The organism is Thiomonas sp. (assembly GCF_034007205.1).
In the GTDB taxonomy this organism is placed as follows: domain Bacteria; phylum Pseudomonadota; class Gammaproteobacteria; order Burkholderiales; family Burkholderiaceae_C; genus Thiomonas.
Map to the genome: position 1 here is coordinate 35,135 of NZ_JAVERI010000007.1, position 19,109 is coordinate 54,243.

The 19,109-nt window shown below is 66.2% G+C and carries 23 protein-coding genes; 12 read left to right on the forward strand and 11 right to left on the reverse strand.

What is annotated here, in order from left to right:
* The first annotated feature begins 100 nt into the window (after positions 1–100).
* A complete protein-coding gene (locus tag RBR52_RS07305) occupies positions 101–967 on the forward strand; it encodes a CoA transferase (protein WP_320376544.1) in 867 nt (288 codons plus the stop codon).
* Positions 955–1,947 carry an alpha/beta hydrolase gene (locus RBR52_RS07310; RefSeq protein WP_320376545.1) on the forward strand — a complete coding sequence of 331 codons (993 nt, stop codon included), beginning with the start codon at positions 955–957 and terminating at the stop codon, positions 1,945–1,947. The genes RBR52_RS07305 and RBR52_RS07310 overlap by 13 nt, the downstream gene beginning before the upstream one ends.
* Here the strand turns inward: RBR52_RS07310 and RBR52_RS07315 are convergent.
* The gene (locus RBR52_RS07315) at positions 1,923–2,867 is read right to left on the reverse strand and encodes a folate-binding protein (RefSeq protein ID WP_320376546.1); all 945 of its coding nucleotides are present in this window, start codon (positions 2,865–2,867) and stop codon (positions 1,923–1,925) included. The genes RBR52_RS07310 and RBR52_RS07315 overlap by 25 nt on opposite strands.
* A 112-nt stretch (positions 2,868–2,979) precedes the next feature.
* On the opposite strand from RBR52_RS07315, the gene mltG reads away from it, so the two are divergent.
* Genes mltG through RBR52_RS07345 form a run of 6 tightly spaced genes read left to right on the forward strand, consistent with a single transcriptional unit; the run spans position 2,980 to position 7,511 of the window.
* A complete protein-coding gene (gene mltG, locus RBR52_RS07320) occupies positions 2,980–3,978 on the forward strand; it encodes an endolytic transglycosylase MltG (RefSeq protein ID WP_320376547.1) in 999 nt (332 codons plus the stop codon).
* The gene (tmk, locus tag RBR52_RS07325; protein WP_320376548.1) at positions 3,975–4,622 is read left to right on the forward strand and encodes a dTMP kinase; all 648 of its coding nucleotides are present in this window, start codon (positions 3,975–3,977) and stop codon (positions 4,620–4,622) included. Before mltG ends, tmk begins: the two co-directional genes overlap by 4 nt.
* A complete protein-coding gene (locus RBR52_RS07330; RefSeq protein WP_320376549.1) occupies positions 4,619–5,614 on the forward strand; it encodes a DNA polymerase III subunit delta' in 996 nt (331 codons plus the stop codon). The genes tmk and RBR52_RS07330 overlap by 4 nt, the downstream gene beginning before the upstream one ends.
* A 1-nt stretch (position 5,615) precedes the next feature.
* Positions 5,616–5,987, forward strand: a complete 372-nt coding sequence (locus tag RBR52_RS07335; RefSeq protein ID WP_320376550.1) for a PilZ domain-containing protein — start codon at positions 5,616–5,618, stop codon at positions 5,985–5,987.
* 20 nt (positions 5,988–6,007) lie between these two features.
* Entirely contained in the window at positions 6,008–6,790 is a 783-nt protein-coding gene (locus RBR52_RS07340; RefSeq protein ID WP_320376551.1) for a TatD family hydrolase, read from the forward strand.
* Positions 6,791–6,821: 31 nt separating this feature from the next.
* Complete coding sequence (locus RBR52_RS07345; protein WP_413818305.1) at positions 6,822–7,511, forward strand: ankyrin repeat domain-containing protein; 690 nt, start codon at positions 6,822–6,824, stop codon at positions 7,509–7,511.
* A 130-nt stretch (positions 7,512–7,641) separates the two neighbouring features.
* Here the strand turns inward: RBR52_RS07345 and RBR52_RS07350 are convergent, their stop codons facing one another.
* The gene (locus tag RBR52_RS07350) at positions 7,642–9,906 is read right to left on the reverse strand and encodes an arginine/lysine/ornithine decarboxylase (protein WP_320376552.1); all 2,265 of its coding nucleotides are present in this window, start codon (positions 9,904–9,906) and stop codon (positions 7,642–7,644) included.
* Positions 9,907–9,998: 92 nt separating this feature from the next.
* On the opposite strand from RBR52_RS07350, the gene RBR52_RS07355 reads away from it, so the two are divergent.
* Positions 9,999–10,472, forward strand: coding sequence for an NfeD family protein (locus tag RBR52_RS07355; protein ID WP_320376553.1), 474 nt, complete (start codon positions 9,999–10,001; stop codon positions 10,470–10,472).
* A gap of 39 nt (positions 10,473–10,511) precedes the next feature.
* Complete coding sequence (locus RBR52_RS07360) at positions 10,512–11,417, forward strand: SPFH domain-containing protein (RefSeq protein WP_320376554.1); 906 nt, start codon at positions 10,512–10,514, stop codon at positions 11,415–11,417.
* 62 nt (positions 11,418–11,479) lie between these two features.
* Here the strand turns inward: RBR52_RS07360 and RBR52_RS07365 are convergent, their stop codons facing one another.
* The 6 genes from RBR52_RS07365 to RBR52_RS07390 all read right to left on the reverse strand — a co-directional run bounded on the left by RBR52_RS07365 (position 11,480) and on the right by RBR52_RS07390 (position 15,101).
* A complete protein-coding gene (locus RBR52_RS07365) occupies positions 11,480–12,025 on the reverse strand; it encodes a DUF924 family protein (protein ID WP_320376555.1) in 546 nt (181 codons plus the stop codon).
* Positions 12,022–12,423 carry a DUF488 domain-containing protein gene (locus tag RBR52_RS07370; RefSeq protein ID WP_320376556.1) on the reverse strand — a complete coding sequence of 134 codons (402 nt, stop codon included), beginning with the start codon at positions 12,421–12,423 and terminating at the stop codon, positions 12,022–12,024. Before RBR52_RS07370 ends, RBR52_RS07365 begins: the two co-directional genes overlap by 4 nt.
* 13 nt (positions 12,424–12,436) lie before the next feature.
* Positions 12,437–12,937 (reverse strand): cyclic nucleotide-binding domain-containing protein, encoded by a 501-nt coding sequence (locus RBR52_RS07375; protein ID WP_320376557.1) that lies wholly within the window; start codon positions 12,935–12,937, stop codon positions 12,437–12,439.
* Positions 12,938–13,028: 91 nt separating this feature from the next.
* Positions 13,029–13,625: a MarC family protein gene (locus RBR52_RS07380; RefSeq protein WP_320376558.1), complete on the reverse strand. Its 597-nt coding sequence runs from the start codon at positions 13,623–13,625 to the stop codon at positions 13,029–13,031.
* 17 nt (positions 13,626–13,642) lie between these two features.
* Positions 13,643–14,596 (reverse strand): site-specific tyrosine recombinase XerD, encoded by a 954-nt coding sequence (xerD, locus tag RBR52_RS07385; protein WP_320376559.1) that lies wholly within the window; start codon positions 14,594–14,596, stop codon positions 13,643–13,645.
* Entirely contained in the window at positions 14,589–15,101 is a 513-nt protein-coding gene (locus RBR52_RS07390; RefSeq protein WP_320376560.1) for a methylated-DNA--[protein]-cysteine S-methyltransferase, read from the reverse strand. The genes xerD and RBR52_RS07390 overlap by 8 nt, the downstream gene beginning before the upstream one ends.
* A 100-nt stretch (positions 15,102–15,201) precedes the next feature.
* Here RBR52_RS07390 and RBR52_RS07395 point away from each other — a divergent pair, with 100 nt between their 5' ends.
* Both RBR52_RS07395 and msrB read left to right on the forward strand, forming a co-directional pair.
* Positions 15,202–16,743: a protein adenylyltransferase SelO gene (locus RBR52_RS07395; RefSeq protein ID WP_320376561.1), complete on the forward strand. Its 1,542-nt coding sequence runs from the start codon at positions 15,202–15,204 to the stop codon at positions 16,741–16,743.
* A gap of 11 nt (positions 16,744–16,754) precedes the next feature.
* The gene (msrB, locus tag RBR52_RS07400; protein WP_320376562.1) at positions 16,755–17,189 is read left to right on the forward strand and encodes a peptide-methionine (R)-S-oxide reductase MsrB; all 435 of its coding nucleotides are present in this window, start codon (positions 16,755–16,757) and stop codon (positions 17,187–17,189) included.
* Here the strand turns inward: msrB and RBR52_RS07405 are convergent.
* The 3 genes from RBR52_RS07405 to RBR52_RS07415 form a co-directional block, all read right to left on the reverse strand.
* Positions 17,153–18,136, reverse strand: a complete 984-nt coding sequence (locus tag RBR52_RS07405) for an ROK family protein (protein ID WP_320376563.1) — start codon at positions 18,134–18,136, stop codon at positions 17,153–17,155. The two genes, msrB and RBR52_RS07405, sit on opposite strands and share 37 nt — an antisense overlap.
* Before the next feature lie 108 nt (positions 18,137–18,244).
* Positions 18,245–18,745, reverse strand: coding sequence for a GNAT family N-acetyltransferase (locus RBR52_RS07410; RefSeq protein ID WP_320376564.1), 501 nt, complete (start codon positions 18,743–18,745; stop codon positions 18,245–18,247).
* Positions 18,714–19,037: a DUF1778 domain-containing protein gene (locus tag RBR52_RS07415; protein ID WP_320376565.1), complete on the reverse strand. Its 324-nt coding sequence runs from the start codon at positions 19,035–19,037 to the stop codon at positions 18,714–18,716. Before RBR52_RS07415 ends, RBR52_RS07410 begins: the two co-directional genes overlap by 32 nt.
* Positions 19,038–19,109 lie beyond the last annotated feature (72 nt).

Sequence of the window (19,109 nt, forward strand, 5' to 3'; positions counted from 1 at the left end):
GCGCCGTGCCTACGGGCACGGCTGTGCTTTGCGCCTTGATTGGAACGCTTTGGGCACGCCGCTCGGCCACGCCGGATTCATTCACACCCTCTGACCCGCCATGCCGGACACCGCACGCCTCTACCCCCGTCATCCCCGAAGCTACAAGCCGCTGCAAGGCGTGCGCATCGTCACGCTTGCTTTGAACCTGCCCGGTCCGGCCGCCGCTGCCCGGCTGCGGGCGCTGGGGGCGAAGGTGCTCAAAATCGAGCCGCCCGGCGGCGACCCGATGGGGCAACTCTCGCCCGATCTTTACCGGGCCATGCACAAGGGCGTGCCGGTGCGCAGCCTCGATCTGAAAACCGCCGAGGGCCAGACCGCGCTGCATGAGCAACTGCAGCAAAGCGATCTGCTGCTGACGGCGTTTCGCCCCGCCGCGCTCGAGCGGCTGGGGCTGGACCGACACGGTCTGGCGGCGCGCCACCCTCATCTGAGCGCGGTGTTCGTCGTCGGCTATCCGGGCAGGCAGGGACATCTGCCGGGGCATGACCTGACCTTCCAGGCCGAGGCCAGGCTGATCGACGGCGCGCATCTGCCCACCACGCTGCTGGCCGACATGATGGGCGCGATGCTGGTGAGCGAGGCGGCGATGGGCGCGCTGCTGCACCAGCGTGCGCAGGGCAGGGGGGCGCTGCTGGAGGTGGCGCTCTCCGATGCCGCCGGTTTTGCCGCCGTGCCGCGCGCGCTGGGCATCACCGCGCCGGGGCAAGTGCTCGGTGGCGCCTTACCCGAGTATGGCGTCTATCGCTGTGCCGACGGCCTGGTGGCGATCGCCGCGCTGGAGCCGCATTTCCAGCGCGCGCTGACGCAGGCCGCCGGAGGCATGACGCGCCGCGCCATCGCCCACTGGTGCAAGGCGCGCACTGCCGCGCAGTTGAGCGAACTGGCGCAGCAACACGATCTGCCGCTCAAGGCGTGGGCGAGCTGAAGCGCCAGGGTCCGCCCGAGGCCGACCTCACGCCGCGCATGCGCGAGCTGCTGCTGCGCATCGCGCGCGCGGGGCAGCCCGCGTTGCAGCAGTTGAGCCCAGAGCAAGCCCGCCTGGCCTATGCACGCAGGGCCGAGGTGCTCGATTTCCGCCCCGCCGAACTGCCGCTGTGCGATATTCTCGATTGCCCGAGCCGCGACGGCGAGCGCCTGGCGCTGCGCCGCTACGCCTGCCGCGCCGCCGACTGGCAGGCGCCGCAGCCTGCCTTGCTCTACCTGCACGGCGGCGGCTTTGTCATCGGCAGCCCGGCCACGCACGATGCGCTGTGCCGCCAGCTCGCGCTGCGCTCGGGCTGGATGGTGCTGTCGCTCGATTACCGGCTTGCGCCGGAACACCGCTTTCCCACCGCGTTCAACGACAGTTGGGACGCGCTGCAATGGCTGCACGCGCATGGCGAGATGCTCGGCGCGGACCCGCATTGCCTTGCTGTCGGCGGTGACAGCGCCGGGGGCACGCTGGCCGCCGCCTGCGCGCTGGCGGCGCGCGATGCCGCGCTGCCGCTGGCCTTGCAATTGCTGTTCTACCCCGGCATGGGTTGTGGACACGAGACGCCGTCGCAACAGCGCTATGGCCATGGTTTTCTGCTCGAACGCGAACAGATCGACTGGTTCTTCGGCCACTACCTGCGCGATCCGAGCGACTGCGACGACTGGCGTTTCTCCCCGCCGCGGGCGGCGCAGCACCGGGGCCTGGCCGCGGCGTGGATCGCAGTCGCAGGCTGCGACCCGCTGCGCGACGAAGGTCTGGCCTACGGCGCGCTGTTGCGCAGCGCCGGGGTGAAGGTCGAGGTGACAGAATGGCCGGGCGTCACCCACGATTTCGTCAAAATGAGCCGCGCCTTGCCCGAGGCGGTTCAAGCCGTGGAGTCGGCCGCGCTCGCATTGCAGGCGGCGGCTCAATCTGGCGTGCCGAGCGCGTAGGGCAGGGCGCCCAGCTTCAATTCCGGGCCGTCGACGCTGCCCAGATGCAGCCCCGGCTGCTCGGCCAGGGCGATTTTCAGCTCGGCCAGCGCCCACCCCAAGCCAGCGTCATCCACCGCCGCATTCACCACCACGCCGCAGGGCTGGCCGGGATCGGTGGCATGCACCAGTTCCTGCCCCGGCTGCATGGCGGCCGGGCCGCTGACCAGATACATCCGGCGCTTGAGTGTGCCGCGGTACTGGCTGCGCGCCACCACTTCCTGCCCCGGATAACAGCCTTTTTTGAAGTTCACCCCGCCGATCAGCTCGAAATTGATCATTTGCGGCACGAAGAGTTGCTGAGTGGCCGCGGTGAGATGCGGCAGCCCCGCTCGAAGGTCCTGCAAGGCCCATTGCGACGGCGACAGCGCGGGCAGGGCGGCGAGTTGCGCCTGCAGCGCGGCCTGCGCGGGCTGATCTCGCTCGGTCAGGAGCACACAGCGCACGCCTGAGCCGACCTGCGGCAGGCGCAGCAGCAGCGCACCATTCTCCAGCCGGCGCACGCTCCAAGGCTGCTCGGGCGGGGTGAGCGACGCCGGATAGTCGTTGGCCGTGTCGCCCAGCAGTCCGCGCCGCATCCACTGCGCGCTGGCATCCTCCAGGGTGCATTTCAGACGCAGCACGAACATGCTCAGGCGCTGCAGCGCGGCGGTCGCAATGGAAGAATCGAGCAGCAGGCCGATCTGCTGGGGCGCGAGTTGCACGGCGATGAAGTCGGCCAGCATCCGTCCCTGCGGATTGAGCAGGGCGGCCAGCCTGGCCTGCTCGGGCGGCCCATGCTGGAAGTCCTGGCTCAGTTGGGCGTGCAGCAGGTCCGCGCCCTGCGGCCCGGAAACACGCAGGAGAGAGAGTTGATCGAGAGGGCAGCAGAGCAGAGGCATGGGCGGCGGGTGTCAATGAGAGCCCCCCATAATCGGGGGCTAGGCTAGTATAGGAAGGTTATTCGCGCCGGGCTCGCGATGATCTGCCCGGCGCTCCTTCCTCATTCACAACGTGCGTTTGCTGCGAAAACTCTTTCTGCTCGGCTTGATCGTTCTGGCGCTGATCGGCGCGGCGTTTGTCTGGTGGGCCAACCAGCCCATCGCGCTGAGCGAGAGCCCGCTCGATTTTTCGGTGCGTCCCGGCAGTTCCGCGCTGTCCGCCGCGCAACAGATCAGGGCGCAAGGCGCCGACCTGCAACCGCGCCTGTTTTACTGGCTGGCCCGTCTGAGCGGGCGCGGCACCGAAATCAAGGCCGGCAGCTATGAAATCAGCACCGGGATGACGCCGTGGATCCTGCTCGAACGCATGGCACGCGGCGATCAGACGCTCAAATCCATCACCATTCCCGAGGGCTGGACCTTCGGACAGATGCTGCAGGCGCTGGCCAAGGCGCCCGGCCTGCAGCACGATGTCGGCAGTCTCACCCCGGAGCAGATCATGCAGCGCATCGGCGCACCGCCGCGGACTCCGCCCGAAGGCGCATTCTTCCCCGACACTTATCTGTATGCGCAGGATTCCTCGGAGCTGGACGTGCTGCGTCGCGCCTATCAGTCCATGCAAAAACGACTGGCCGACGCCTGGGCGCAGCGCGCACCCGACCTGCCGCTGAAAACCCCCGAGCAGGCGCTGATTCTGGCCTCGATCATCGAAAAAGAGACCGGCAAGCCGTCGGACCGGGAAAAGATCGCCGCCGTGTTCATCAACCGTCTGCGCGCGGGCATGCCGCTGCAGAGCGATCCCACGGTGATCTACGGCATGGGTGCGCGCTACCAGGGCAATCTCAGCAAACGCGATCTGCAAACCCTCACGCCCTACAACACCTACGTCATCAACGGCCTGCCGCCCACGCCGATCTGTCTGCCCGGCGTAGCCTCGCTGCACGCGGCGCTGCATCCGGCGCCGATCAAGGCGCTGTATTTCGTGTCCCGCGGCGACGGCGCCAGCCAGTTCTCCGACACGCTGGCGCAGCACAACGCTGCCGTGGCGCGTTACATTCTCAAGACTCCATGAGCGCACTCAATCCCTACCGCCCCGGTCTGTTCGTTTCCCTGGAGGGCATCGACGGCGCTGGCAAATCGACCCAGTTGCAGACCGTGGTCGGGGTGCTTCAGGCGGCCCATCGCCAGGTGCTGCTCACGCGCGAGCCGGGCGGCACCGAAATCGGCGAGAAAATCCGCGAACTGCTGCTGCATCAATCCATGCGGGCCGCCACCGAAGCCCTGCTGATGTTCGCCGCAAGGCAGGAGCATGTGCTGTGCGTCATCGAGCCCGCCCTGCTCGGCGGAACCGACGTGGTGTGCGACCGGTTCACCGCGGCGACGCTCGCCTATCAGGGCGGCGGCAAGGGCATTCCAGTCGAGCGGCTCCAGGCGCTGGCCCGTTGGGTGCACCCGGGACTGTGCCCCGACTGCATTTTTCTGATCGACGTGCCGCCGGAAGTGGCCGCGCAGCGTCTGGCGCAGACCCGGCGGCGCGACCGCTTCGAGCGGGAGAGCGTCGATTTTTTCGCCCGGGTGCGCGCCAACTACCTGCAACAGGCGGCCGGCGCGCCCGAAAAATGGTGCGTGATCGACGGCACGCAAGCACCGTCCGAAGTGCAAAAAGACATCACAAATCACTTGAACAAAGTCTTGCAAGAGTTTGATGCAAAATGAATTCAGCCTGGCTGATTCACGCACCGCAGGGCTATGGCAAATGGCCGCTGCTGCAACGCGCCGCCCACGCGCTGTTGTGCGAGTCGCCCCAAGTGCTCGATGCCGCCGAGCGTGAGGCGGCCCGGCTTCCTGATGCCCTGTCCACACACAAGGCCTGCGGACACTGCGCCAGTTGCGCGCTGCTGGCGGCAGGCACGCACCCCGATCTGCTGATTGCCGCGCCCGAGGCGATGTGGCCTGAACTCGGACTGAATCTGGCAGACGATGCCCCGTCGCGCTCAGAAACCAGGACGGCGAGCCAGGAGATTCGCATCGAGCAAATCCGCCGTCTCAACGACTGGTCGGTGGGCACCAGCCATCGTGGCCGCGCCAAGGTGGCGCTGGTCTATCCCGCCGATGCGCTGGGCGCGGCGGCCGCCAACGCGCTGCTCAAGACGCTGGAAGAGCCGCCGCAACACGTGCAGTTTCTGCTTGGTGCGCATCGGCTGGATGCCCTGCTGCCCACCCTCCGCAGCCGCTGCCGACTGGTGGCGCTGCCACGTCCGGCGGCTGCCGAAGCGCAACGACAGATCGGCGATGCGGCAGGGCGGCAGCAGGCGGTGCTGGCCTGGTGTCAGCACGCGGTTTATCAGACCAACCCGGCGCAGGGCCTGGAATGGGCCGAAAGCCTGCTGCACGCGCTGTCGCCTCAAGCCGCCAGAGCGCAGTCTTGCGCCCTGCCGCCACCGCCCGATCAGGCGGTCGGTCTGGCGACCCTGTTGAAAATCGGCAGCGATCTGCAGCGCGTGCAGGCGGGCGCACCGCCGCTTTATCTGCCGCAGAAGTCGCAGGCCCTGTCCCTGCTTGCCCAGCGCGTCGCGCCGCTGAAACTGGCCGAGACCCTGAGCGCCTGGAGACAGAAACAACGGCTGGCCGGATTTCCTCTGAACCAGGCGCTCGCCAGCGACGCACTGCTCCTAGAATTTGCCCAGCTTTTCTCCCAGGGAGATTGACATGGCCATCGCCCCCCGCGTCACGACCGCCGCCAGCAAGCCCCGCGTGCTTCAGCTCGCCATCAAGGAAAAACCGGCGCTGTATGCCTCGTACATCTCCTTCTTCCCCGAGGGGGGCATCTTCGTGCCCACGCCGCACGACTACCGGCTGGGGGAGAACGTCTATCTGCTGCTCACGATTTTGGACGACCCGCAGCGCTATCCGGTGGAAGGCAAGGTGGCGTGGATCAACCCCGCCAACGCCGCCAACCATCGACCGCAGGGCATCGGCGTGCGGTTTCCTGCGGACGACAAAGCCCGGCATCTGAAGGTCAAGATCGAAGAAGCCCTGGGCGCCGCGGAGGCGAGCGGCAAGCCGACCAACACGATCTGATTTCCACTGGAACCCCTTGCATGAGCGCTGCGCTGACCGATTCCCACTGCCACCTGGCCTATGCGGGCCTGGAAGAACGCCTCGATGAGGTGATCTCGAACATGCACGACAGGGGGGTGACAAGGGCGCTCAACATCTGCACCACCCTCGAAGAATTCGACGCGGTGCACGCCATCGCGCTGCGCTATCCCGGCGTGTGGGCCTCGGTGGGCGTGCACCCCGACAATGAGGACGTGCGCGAGCCCACGGTCGAAGACCTCACCCGCCTGGCCCGGTTGCCGCGCGTGGTCGGCATTGGCGAAACCGGGCTGGACTATTTCCGCCTGGGCGAGCGCACCGTGGCCGACATGGCCTGGCAGCGCGAGCGCTTTCGCGTCCACATCCGCGCCGCGCTGCAGCTCGACAAGCCGCTGATCATCCACACCCGCGCTGCGGCCGAAGACACGCTGGCCATACTGTCGGAGGAAGGGCAGGGGCGCGCACGCGGGGTGATGCATTGCTTCACAGAAAACTGGGATGTCGCGCGCCGCGCGCTCGATCTGGGTTTCTACATTTCCATCGCCGGCATCGTCACCTTCAGGAACGCGCAGGCGCTGCGCGACGTGGCGGTGCGGATTCCCGCCGATCGCCTGCTGATCGAAACCGACAGCCCCTATCTGGCGCCCGTGCCGCATCGCGGCAAGACCAACGAACCGGCTTATGTGAGCTTTGTGGCCGAGTTCCTGGCCGAGTTGCGCAGGGTTGACCTGGAAGCCCTGGCGGAGCAGACGAGCGACAACTTCACCCGACTTTTTCTTCAATGAATCAATCGGTTGAAGGATTATATTAAAGCAAATGATGAATCATTTACGACGCCGTTTCCTTCGGTCTGCGACTGCTGCGACCCTGCTTGCAGCCTCAGTTGCAGCCTCAGGAAAGTGGGCTTTCGCCGGCGCCTACACCGATTTTTTCCGCGCCGTCAACATCGACGACGCAGGCGCGGTGCGCAGTCTGCTGGCGCAAGGGTTCGATCCGAACGCGGTGGACAGCCACGGCAATTCGGCGCTGTATCTGGCGCTGCGCTACAACTCGCTCAAAGTCGCCAGGGTGTTGATCGACGACCCGCACATCCATCTCGATCAGCTCAATCCGTCGGGCGAAAACGCGCTGATGATTGCCAGTCTGCAAGGCGATCTGGACATCGTCAAGTTGATGGTCGACAAAGGCGCCGAGGTCAACAAGCCGGGCTGGACGCCGCTGTCCTACGCGGCAACCCGCGGGCATACCGAGATCGTCAAGTATCTGCTGGAACATTCCGCCTACATCGACGCCGCCGCGCCCAATGGCTCGACGCCGCTGATGATGGCCGCGTACTTCGGCTACGACGGCACGGTCAAGCTGCTGCTCGAAGAAGGCGCCGACCCGAAGCTGAAAAATGCCATGGGCTTCACCGCGCTGACGCTGGCGACGAAGATGGGTCATCAGGACATCGCCGACATGATCGCCAAGGCGCTGGGCAAGGACAGACCGCAGGGCTCATGGTGAGCGCCATTCCTGCGCACGGCAGGCACCCAAATACAAGAGCATATGTGCATTATGTTAAATGCAATCTACGGCAGCTCTATCGAGTACCCAACCCCGCTCTTGATTCCGCTCGGGGTCGGCTGCCGCTCTGTTACGCCGCGTTGCGCACGCAGTCCACGAAATAGCGCTTGTTGCCGCTGTCGTCGGTTTGCGTCACCAGCCCGTGCACGTCGGTGGCAAAGCCTGGGAAGCGCAGATTGAAATCGCGGGCGAATTGCAGGTAGCGCATGATGGGCGCGTTGAAGCGCTCGCCCGGGATGAGCAGCGGAATGCCCGGCGGGTACGGCGTGACCAGTGCCGCGGTGATGCGCCCTTCGAGCTGATCGATCTCCACGCGCTCGATGTCGCGGTGCGCCATCCTGGCGTAGGCGTCGGTCGGCGTCATGGCCGGCTGCAGATCGGAGAGATACATCTCGGTGGTCAGGCGGGCCACGTCTTTTTCCCGATACGCCTCGTGGATCTGCTGACAGAGATCGCGCAGGCCGATGCGCTCGTAGCGCGGGTTCTGCGCGACGAATTCGGGCAGGATGCGCCACAGCGGCTGATTGCGGTCGTAGTCGTCCTTGAACTGCTGCAGCGCGGTGACCAGGGTGTTCCAGCGGCCTTTGGTGATGCCGATGGTGAACATGATGAAAAAGCTATAGAGCCCGGTTTTTTCGACGATCACGCCATGCTCGGCGAGGAAGCGGGTGACGATGGCGGCCGGAATGCCGGTGGCGTCGAAATCGCCGTTGATGTTCAGCCCCGGCGTGACGATGGTCGACTTGATGGGGTCGAGCATATTGAAACCCTCGGCCACGGCGCCGAAGCCGTGCCAGTCGTCTGCGGCGTGCAGCAGCCAGTCGTCGCGCTCGCCCGTGCCCTCCTCCGCCAGCGCGTGGGGCCCCCAGACCTTGAACCACCAATCCTGGCCATAATCGGCCGCGACCTTGCGCATGGCGCGGCGGAAGTTCATGGCTTCCAGAATGCTTTCCTCCACCAGCGCGGTGCCGCCGGGCGGCTCCATCATGGCCGCGGCCACGTCGCAAGACGCGATGATGGCGTACTGCGGCGAGGTGGAGCTGTGCATCAGGTAGGCCTCGTTGAAGCGGTAGAAGTCGAGCTGCTGGTTTTGCGCGTTCTGCACCAGGATCTGCGAGGCCTGGCTCAGGCCCGCGAGCAACTTGTGCGTGGACTGGGTGGAGAACACCATCGATTCCTGGGTGCGCTCGCGGTCGGGGCCGATGGCGTGCATGCCGCGGTAGAAGTCGTGAAACGCCGCGTGCGGCAGCCAGGCCTCGTCGAAATGCAGGGAGTCGATGTGGCCGTCGAGCATCTGCTTTATGGCGTCGACGTTGTAGACCACGCCGTCGTAGGTCGACTGGGTGAGGGTGAGCACACGCGGCTTGACTTTGCCCGCCAGATGGCGCGTGAGCGGATTTTCGGCAATCTTGCGGGCGATGTTGTCGGGGTGGAACTCGGCCAGCGGGATCGGCCCGATGATGCCGTAATGGTTGCGCGTGGGGGTGAGAAACACCGGCAGCGCGCCAGTCATGATGATGGCGTGCAGGATGGACTTGTGGCAGTTGCGGTCCACCACCACCACGTCGCCCGGCGCCACGGTCGAGTGCCAGACGATCTTGTTCGAGGTCGAGGTGCCGTTGGTGACGAAAAACAGATGATCGGCGTGGAAAATGCGCGCGGCGTTGCGCTCGCTGGCCGCTACCGGCCCGGTGTGATCGAGCAACTGCCCCAGCTCATCCACCGAGTTGCACACGTCGGCGCGCAGCAGGTTTTCGCCAAAGAACTGGTGGAACATCTGCCCCACCGGGCTCTTCAGGAAGGCCACGCCGCCGGAATGTCCGGGGCAATGCCAGGAGTAGGAGCCGTCTGCGGCGTAGCCGACCAGGGCGCGAAAGAACGGCGGCGCGAGCGACGCCATATACGCCCGTGCCTCGCGGATGATGTGACGCGCCACGAACTCGGGCGTGTCCTCGAACATGTGGATGAAGCCGTGCAGTTCGCGCAGGATGTCGTTCGGGATATGCCCCGAGGTGCGCGTCTCGCCATACAGGTAGATGGGAATCTCGGCGTTGCGAAAGCGTATCTCCTCGATGAAGGCGCGCAGCGAATGCAGCGCGGCGGGCTCGACGCCCTCCTCCGCCGTGGCGAGCTCCTCGTCGTCGATGGACAGAATGAAGGCGCTAACCCGGCTTTGCTGCTGCGCGAAGCTGGATAGATCCCCATAGCTGGTCACACCCAGCACCTCCATGCCCTCTTTCTCGATGGCCTGCGCCAGCGCACGGATGCCCAGGCCCGAGGAGTTTTCCGAGCGGAAGTCCTCGTCGATGATGACAATGGGAAAACGAAAGTGCATGACGGCTCCGGCGCGGAAGGGATAAAGTGCGAGAGTGTAGGAAATCTGTGTGAAGCACCCTGCTTCGCGCCACATAAAAGGAAGCCCCCGAGATGGACAACCCGACCGCCTGGTGGATTCTGGCCGGTTTCTTTGTCGCCATGGAACTGGTGACCGGCACGTTCTACTTGCTGATGCTGGCCGTGGGCGCCGCAGCGGGTGCACTCGCCGCGCACGCCGGGTTGCCGCAGCCCTGGCATTGGGTCGCGTTCACCGGGGTCGGCGGCGGTGCGGTGGTGGCACTCTATCTCGCGCGTCGGCGTCTGGGCAAGCGCTCGGCTGAGGATGTGCGGCACGACAACCTCGATCTCGGTGCCACGGTCGACGTCTCCGCCTGGTCTGCCGACGGCATCGCGCGGGTGCATTACCGCGGCTCGGAGTGGTCGGCGCGGTTGATCCGGCGCGGCCCGCTGCATACCGGAGCGCACCGCATCGCCGGGCAGGATGGCAATGTGCTGCTGATCGAGCCGCTGCCTGCCCAGCCCACCGCATCGATCGACACCAACGCACGACATAATGCGGGCTGAGCGCAGGGCCGAAGAATCACCCCCTCAACGGAGACTTGTATGGAAATCGCCATCATCCTGGCCGTCATCGCTGTGCTGTTCGTCAGCCGCGGCATCAAGATCGTGCCGCAGCAAAACGCCTGGATTCTTGAGCGCCTCGGGCGTTATCACTCCACGCTGCAACCGGGGCTGAACATCATCATCCCCTTCATCGACAGCGTGGCCTACAAGCACTCGCTCAAGGAGATTCCGCTGGACGTACCCAGCCAGGTCTGCATCACCAAGGACAACACCCAGCTCACCGTCGACGGCGTGCTGTATTTCCAGGTGACCGATCCCATGCGCGCCAGCTATGGCTCGTCCAATTACATCGTCGCCATCACCCAACTGGCGCAGACCACGCTGCGTTCGGTGGTCGGCAAACTGGAGCTGGACAAGACCTTCGAGGAGCGCGAATTCATCAATCACAGCGTGGTCAATTCGCTCGACGAGGCGGCCGCCACCTGGGGGGTCAAAGTGCTGCGCTATGAAATCAAGGACCTCACGCCGCCGAACGAAATCCTGCACGCCATGCAGCGCCAGATCACCGCCGAGCGGGAAAAACGCGCCGTCATCGCCACTTCCGAGGGCGCGCGGCAGCAGGCCATCAACGTGGCCGAAGGAGAACGTCAGGCCTTCATCGCCCGCTCCGAAGGCGAGCGGCAAGCCGCGATCAACACCGCCCAGGGCGAAGCTGCGGCGATCGAGGCGGTGGCCAATGCCACGGCGCACGCGCTGGAGGTCGTGGCCGCTGCCATCCAGAAGCCCGGCGGCGCCGATGCGGTCCAGCTCAAGGTCGCCCAGCAGGGGCTGGAGGCTTATGCGAATCTCGCCAAGACCGGCACCAGCCTGATCGTGCCCGGCGACATGAGCCAGGCGGCTGCTCTCATCGCCTCGGCCATGACGGTGTTGAAAAAAACCCAGTGAATGAGTTGCCTCGGCCCTCATCGGCCCGCGAGTCGGTGCGTTGCCGAAGCGCTTTCCGACGCTCAGAAACTCGAACCCGGCTGCTTCAGGAATTCGATTTCCTCGGCGGTCGATTCCCGACCGAGGATGGCGTTGCGGTGCGGATAGCGGCCAAAGCGGTCGATGATGGCCTTGTGGCGCAACTCGAAGTCGAGGTTGTTCGCCAGCCCGTTGGCGCGGAACAGGGTTTCGGCCACGACGTGAATCGCGGCGGATTCGCTGTGCATATAAGGCATGTAGGCAAAGGCGCGCTGTTGCTGCGTCAGTGACTGATCGGCGCCGCAGGCCACGACCTCCTGCGCGAGAGTGAGCGCCTGCGCGTCGGCGGCGAAGGCGCGTGAATCGCCGCGGTACAGATTGCGCGAAAACTGGTCGAGCACGATGATTTCCGCCAGCCTTCCCTGCGGCGTCGCCCGCCACGCAAACAGCTCGCAGCGCACCGCCTGGCTGTGAAGCGCGCCAAAACGCGCCCGCAGCAACTCATCGAAAGCGGGGGCGGACTTGAACCACTGCGCGGCCTCGATGTCGCGGAACCAGAAATCGAGAATGGCATCCGGCGTGAAAGTCATGTGTCTTGTTTTGCCGAGAGCCAGGCGTGCGGCCGGCGCAGCCAGTCTTCGAGCACCCGGGCGTGGTTGATCTGCGGATCGTGTGCGGCGAACAGCAGGGTGACGCGCCCTGCCCTCAGCGCGTGGCTCAGGGTTTGCAGCGCGGCGGCGTCAGCGGGCATGGCATCGAGTTCGGCCGTGTAGCGGCTGGAAAACTCGGCAAAGCGCTGCGGTGCATGCCCGAACCAGACGCGCAGCGCCGGGCTGGGGGCGAGGTCTTTCAACCAGTGGTCGATTTGCGCACCGTCCTTGCGCAGACCGCGCGGCCAAAGGCGGTCGATCAGGATGCGCGTGCCGTCGTCAGGGCTCGGCGGGTCGTAGGCCCGCCGAATCTGCAGATCGAGGCGCGGGGCGGACATGGCAGCAGAGCGCTCAGCGCCCGGTGCGGTACATATAGCGGTTGATCTGCGCCATCTCCGACGAGGTGCGGCGGTAGAGGTGGTCGAGGCTGATGATGGCCACTTCGAGCAGCAGCACGGCGAGCAGCGGGCGCTCCAGGCGCAGGCGATCGTACATCGTGCGGCTGATGCGCAGCAGACGGGTGTCTTCGCCGGCGCGCAGGCGTACCTCGCGCGGCTTGCGGTCGAAAAAGCTCATCTCGCCCAGCATCTCTCCCGGCATGATCTTGCCGATTTCCATTTCGCTCTCGGGCAGTTGCGCCATCAGGCAGCCCTGCCCTTCGAGCACAAAAAACAGACTCTCGCCGACCTGACCGATGTCGGCGATGACTTCGCCCTTTTTCGGCGCCATGAGGTCGCAGTAGTCGAGAAAATCGTGGATTTCGCGGCGGGTGAGGATGGTGGTGTCGACGAGCTGGCCCAGAAAATGGGCCAGGGCCTCGCGGTCTTCCGGGGTGAAGGACAGGCGTTCCATGATGGGTTTGGAGTGGATGAAAGTTCTGCGCGGCGCGTGGCGGCTATCGTAATGGCGGCCCAAGGGTTTTCCAATGGGTTTTGATCGCGCATCAAAGTCCGAAATAACTGCGTATGCCTGACAACAACATGTTCACCGCAATCGCCGTGAGGATGAGGCCCATGAGCTTTTCGGCGGCGTTCATCACCGAGTCGCCCAGCCACCTCAGCAGCGTTTCGCTCATCAGCAGCAGGCCGCCCGTCAGCGCCACCGCGGAACTGAGCGCGCCCACCCAGGTCCAGATTTCACCGGGCTGGCGCGAGGCGAGCAGCAGCACCGTCGCCAGCGCCGACGGCCCGGCCAGCAGCGGCACGGCCAGCGGGAAGATCAGCGGCTCGCGCGCGCCCTCGCCGCCGAAAATCTCGGACGTGGTGGAAAAAATCATCTTGATCGCCACCAGCAGCAAAATCACCCCGCCGGCCACTTCGATGGAAGGCTGGCTGAGGTTCATCAGTTTGAGAAAGCCATGCCCACCGAACATGAAGGCCAGCAACACGACGTAGGCGATGCCGATTTCGCGCAGCGCCACGGGCAGGCGTCGCGCGGGCGGCAGCTTGCGCATGATGGCGATGAAAAACGGCAGATTGCCGAACGGGTCGAGAATCAGCAGCAGCAGGACGAAGGCGGACCAGTAGTTGTCTTGGGCCATGATGGAGCCCTGCGCGATCAGGCGCGGGGATGGTGGCGGGCGTGCAGCGTCTTGAGCCGCTCGCGCGCGATGTGGGTGTAGATCTGCGTGGTCGAAATATCGGCGTGGCCGAGCAGCAATTGCACCACACGCAGATCGGCGCCGTGGTTGAGCAGATGCGTGGCGAAGGCATGGCGCAGGGTGTGGGGCGACAGCGGCACGGCTATGCCGGCCTGGCGCGCGTAGGCCTTGATGCGCATCCAGAACATCTGCCGCGTCATGCCCGCGGCTTCGCGCGCGCTGTGCCCGCTGCGGGCGGTGACGAACACAAAGGGGCTGTCGCGGCCCTGCAGCAGCGCGGGCCGCGCGGTGCGCAGATAGTTCTGCAGCCAGTCCTGCGCCGCGCTGCCGAAGGGCACGAGCCGTTCCTTGCCGCCCTTGCCCGCGATCTGCACCACACCCTGATCGAGCGACAGCCGCACCACCGGCAGCGCCACCAGTTCGCTCACCCGCAGGCCGCTGGCGTAGAGCAGTTCGAGCATGGCGCGGTCGCGCAGGCCCAGCGGAGTGTCCACCTCGGGGGCGGCGAGCAGCGCCTCCACCTGCGCTTCGCTCAGGGTCTTGGGGCGGCGCGGCGGCTGGCGGGCGGTGTCGAGCTGCAGCGTGGGATCGTCGCTGCGCAGGTGCTCGCGCAGCGCCCAGCGGTAAAACCGGCGCAACACCACCAGCCGGCGGTTGGACGATGTCGCCTTGCTCTGCACGAAACGCGCTGCGATATAGGCCTGCACGTCGCGCAGCGCCGCCTCGATCAAGGGCGGGCGCTGCGAAAACGCCAGCCAGCGCGCCATCAGGGTGAGGTCGCGCCGATAGGCCGCAAGCGTGTTGGGAGACAGGCCGTCTTCCAGCCAGAGGGCGTCGCAAAACCGGTCGATCAAGGCGGCGCAGGCTGGCGGCGCGGGCGGCCAATCGAGGTGAACCGGCGCTTCAGGCATGGCGCTGAGTCGATTCCAGGCCGGCTTCGTGCTGCAGCAGCCAGCGTTTGATGCCCAGCAGATACCCGTCTTGCGCCGTGGAATGGGCGAACCCGCCCAGCCCGCCTTGCGCGACGATGCGGTGACAGGGCACGATCGGCGCGAAGGGGTTCGCGGCGCAAGCCTGTCCCACGGCGCGCGCGGCGCTGTGCAGTTCCCCGGCGGCATCGCCATAGGTGCGCGTCCGCCCCGGTGGGATCTGCTGCAACAGTGCCCAGACGCGCTGCTGAAACGCCGTCCCCGCCGTCGCCAGCGGAAGGTCGAAGCGATACGCCGGGTCGCCGGCATAGGCCAGCAGTTGCGCGGCCAGTTCGCTGCACAGCGGGGTAGCCGGTGTGGTCAACGGAGTCTCGGGTGGGAGATAGTCCAGGTGCAGCACCTCCTCGTCCGAGCAGAACAGACCCATGCGGCCGAACGGCAGCGCGATGACCGCATCGGGTTTGACGTCGCTTGAGGGCATAGACATGGAAAAAGGAACAGGCCAACTCAGAAGAGCCGGGAACGGCTCAAGCGCACAGGATACCCCGCCGCCCACTGGGGCTGCGGCTTTCTCCGAGAATGCGGGCATGACTTCCGCCGCTCTGGATACTCCCGCCTCTGCGCCGGCTGCAAGCCGCGCCTGGCCGCCGCTGGCACAGCACTTCGCCGCGCTGGGCGAGGCCTTCAGCGTGCCGGTTGCGGTCAGCGCCCTGCCCGATCCCGTGCTGGTCGCCAGCAGCGCCGAGGCGGCGGCGCTGGTCGGGCTGACGCCGACGCGTAGCCTGGATGACGAGCGCGACTGGGCGCTGGCCTTTGGCGGGCATGTGGCGGCGATCAGCGCAAACAGCCGCGCCACCGTGTACGCCGGACATCAGTTCGGCAACTGGGCCGGGCAGCTCGGCGACGGCCGCGCGCTGCTGCTGGGCGACTGGCCAGATGCCAGCGGCGGGCAGCACAGCGGCGGCCATGCGCGCTGGGAAGTGCAGTTCAAGGGCAGTGGCCGCACCCCGTTTTCGCGCATGGGCGATGGTTGGGCGGTGCTGCGTTCGTCCATCCGCGAGTTTCTGTGCTCCGAGGCCATGGCGGCGCTGGGCCTGCCGACCACGCGGGCGCTGTGCATCGTGGGCTCCAGCCGCCCGGTGCGCCGCGAGCGCATCGAAACCGCAGCCATGGTCACCCGGCTGTCGCCGAGCTTCGTGCGCTTCGGTCATTTCGAGCATTTCAGCTACAGCGGCCAGACCGCGCCACTGCGCGCGCTGGCCGACTGGGTCATCGCCCAGTATGCCCCGCAATGCGCCGAAGCGCCGCAGCCCGCGCTGGCGCTGCTGCAATGGGTGGTCGAGCGCACCGCGCGGCTCATCGCGCAGTGGCAGGCGGTGGGCTTTATCCACGGGGTGATGAATACCGACAATATGTCGATTCTGGGCTGGACCATCGATTACGGCCCGTTCGCCTTTCTCGACGCCTACGATCCCCTGCACACCCCCAATACCACCGACCGCGAGGGCCGTTACGCCTACGGCCGCCAACCGGCGGTGGCGCACTGGAACCTGCTGGCGCTGGGCCAGGCGCTGCTGCCGCTGATCGACAAGCCCGAATCCGCGCTTGAAGCCGTGAACCGATTTCGCCCGCAATATGTGCAGGCCATGCAGCAACAACTCGCGGCCAAGCTCGGGCTGACCGAGCCGCAGCCGGATGATGGCGATCTGTTTCAGGAATTGCTCGACACGATGCAGGCCAACCGCAGCGACTGGACGCTGACCTTCCGCGCGCTCGCCAAGCTTGGCGCCGATGCAAGCGAACCCATCCCTGCTGCGCTGGCTGACCAGTTTCGGCGCGAGCCGCAAGCCTTTGCCGACTGGGTCGCCCGCTACCGCGAGCGCCTGCGGGCGGAAAACCGCGACGACGCGGCGCGTGCCGCGGCGATGAATGCCGTCAACCCGCACATCGTGCTGCGCCACTATCTGGCGCAGGCCGCCATCGCCCAGGCCGAGGCGGGCGACTTCGCCGAAGTGCGGCGCCTGCTGCATGCGCTGCAGCGGCCCTTCGATGCGCAGGCCGCGCCGCCGCATTACGCCGAACCTCCCCCGGAACACGCCCCGCCCGCCTGCCTGTCCTGCTCGTCCTGAAAGGAATCCCGATGAAGACGCCGACTTCCAACGACGCCAACGACGCGCTGTGGCGCAGCAAACTGACCGAAGAGCAATACCGCGTGACGCGCTGCAGCGCCACCGAACCGCCGTTCACCGGCCTGTACTGGGATCACCACGGCGACGGCGTCTATCGCTGCGTCTGCTGCGGCACGCCGCTGTTCGACTCGCGCACCAAGTATGAATCGGGCAGCGGCTGGCCCAGTTTCTGGCAACCCACCGCACAGGCCGTCATCCGCGAAGTGCGCGACGTCAGCCACGGCATGGTGCGCACCGAGGTGCAGTGCGGAAATTGCGGCGCCCACCTCGGTCATGTGTTCCCTGACGGCCCCAACCCCACCGGCCTGCGCTACTGCATCAACTCGGCCGCGCTCGACTTTTCCGAACGTCAGGAGGCTGATAAAGGCGTATCCGACAAAACCTGATCGCGCCACAACCAGGCCGCCCCGCGCACCCCGGAAGAGTCGCCGTGCCGCGCGGGCAGCAGCCGGGTGCGTACCGTGTCGGAGAACACCCACGCCCCCCAGCGCTGCGGCACTTCGTCGTAAAGCTCGCTCACATTGCTCATGCCGCCGCCCAGCACGATGACATCCGGGTCGAGCAGGTTGATGACCTGCGCCAGCGACCGGGCCAGACGGTCGGCATAGCGGATGAAACTCGCCCGCGCGGCGCTTTCGCCTGCGCGCATGGCCGCAATCAGATCCTTGGCGCTGCGCTGCTGCTCCGTGTGCGCGAAATGATCGGCGGCGAAACCCGGCCCGCTCAACCAGGTTTCGATGCAGCCTTGCAGCCCGCACCAGCAGCGCGGCCCGGGCAGTTCACGCCAGGCTGCGGATGAGCGCGGCCAGGGCAGCGGGTTGTGCCCCCACTCGCCCGCCACCGCATTGCAGCCCAGCCAGTCGACGCCATCGATGGCGATGCCCGCCCCCACGCCCGTGCCCAGAATCACCGCAAACACCACGCGAGCGCCCTGCCCTGCGCCGTCCACCGCCTCGCTGATCGCCAGGCAGTTGGCGTCGTTGTGCAGCCGCACCGGGCGAGCCAGCCGCTGTTGCAGGTCGTGCAGCAGCGGCTGGCCGTTGAGCACGGTGGAATTGGCGTTGCGGATCAGCCCATTCACCGGCGACACCGAGCCGGGAATCGCCGCGCCCAGCGGCAGCCTGCAGCCGAGTTGTGCATCGGCGGCTTCCACCAGCCCAGCGATGGATTCAATCGTGGCGGCGTAATCGCCCTGCGGCGTGTCGCAACGCTGCCGCAGCAGAAACCGGCCTTCGCCATCGAGCGCGGCGATTTCGATCTTGGTGCCGCCCAGATCGAGGCCGAGGCAGGCCGTCGGTTCAGACCGGTCCGCGTGGCTGGGTGGGGCGGGCATCAGGGCCGCAACCGAAACGTGAGGCAACTCAGGCATGTGCAGGAACGCTGAATATCCATCGATTGAATAGCCATGCAGCGGGCTGGCGAGGGAGTGCGGGCAAGCCGCTCACCACAGCGACAGGAACAGCTTCAGTGGCTGGTCGGCGCAAGGGGTGAATCCATAGCGTCGGTAGAAACGCGCGGCTGCTTCATTCTTCGCGTCCACGAACAACCCTGCGCTACCCACGGCCTGCGCCGCCGTGCGGTCGCGGTTGACGGCATCGGCCAGCAACAACCGGCCCAAACCTTGGTCTTGCATATCGGATCGCGTGGCCAAGCGCCCGAGCCGAGTGACCGGGATCTGGCGCGGATAGCGCCTGGACTGCTGGGCAGGCAGGCCTTCGGTCAGCACGAACGCCGAGGTCAGCGTGTAGAAGCCCAGAATGCTGGAGGCCTGCACCGGGTAGCCGGACTTCGCCCATGACTGCACCGCCGATTCATCGGCGGGCACGGCGACGAAGCTGCGCGAGATCCCCTTGCCCTGATGCTGGAGCGCGGTCTGCTTCAGCCAGACGTTGAGAACCTCGACGCCGCAATCAAACCCGTTTCGGTCGTGGCGCCCAGTCAAGGGTTCCAGTCTGATCATTGCGTCGTGTCGCGTAGTCTGCGAGGGCCGCCTTCAGCGTGGCGTTGGGCGGCAGCGGCTTGTCCAACGCCGCGAGAAACGCCTCGGTATCACGGGCGCAAAGACGGATGACGCGTTCCTGCTCGATGATGCGTTCGGCCTCGCGCAGGGCGGCCTGGACGACGAACTGGTTCAGGGTCGCGCCCGTCAGGCTGGCGGCCATCTCCAAGGTTTCCTGCACGGTCATCGGCACACGGACCGTGATGCGGCCACGGTCAAGCGTTGCGGTTGTCATCAGTCGGACTCCACCGGGTTGAGGGGCGAAGTCTAACAGGGTGGTGTCAAATTGTCACCAATATATGCCGTT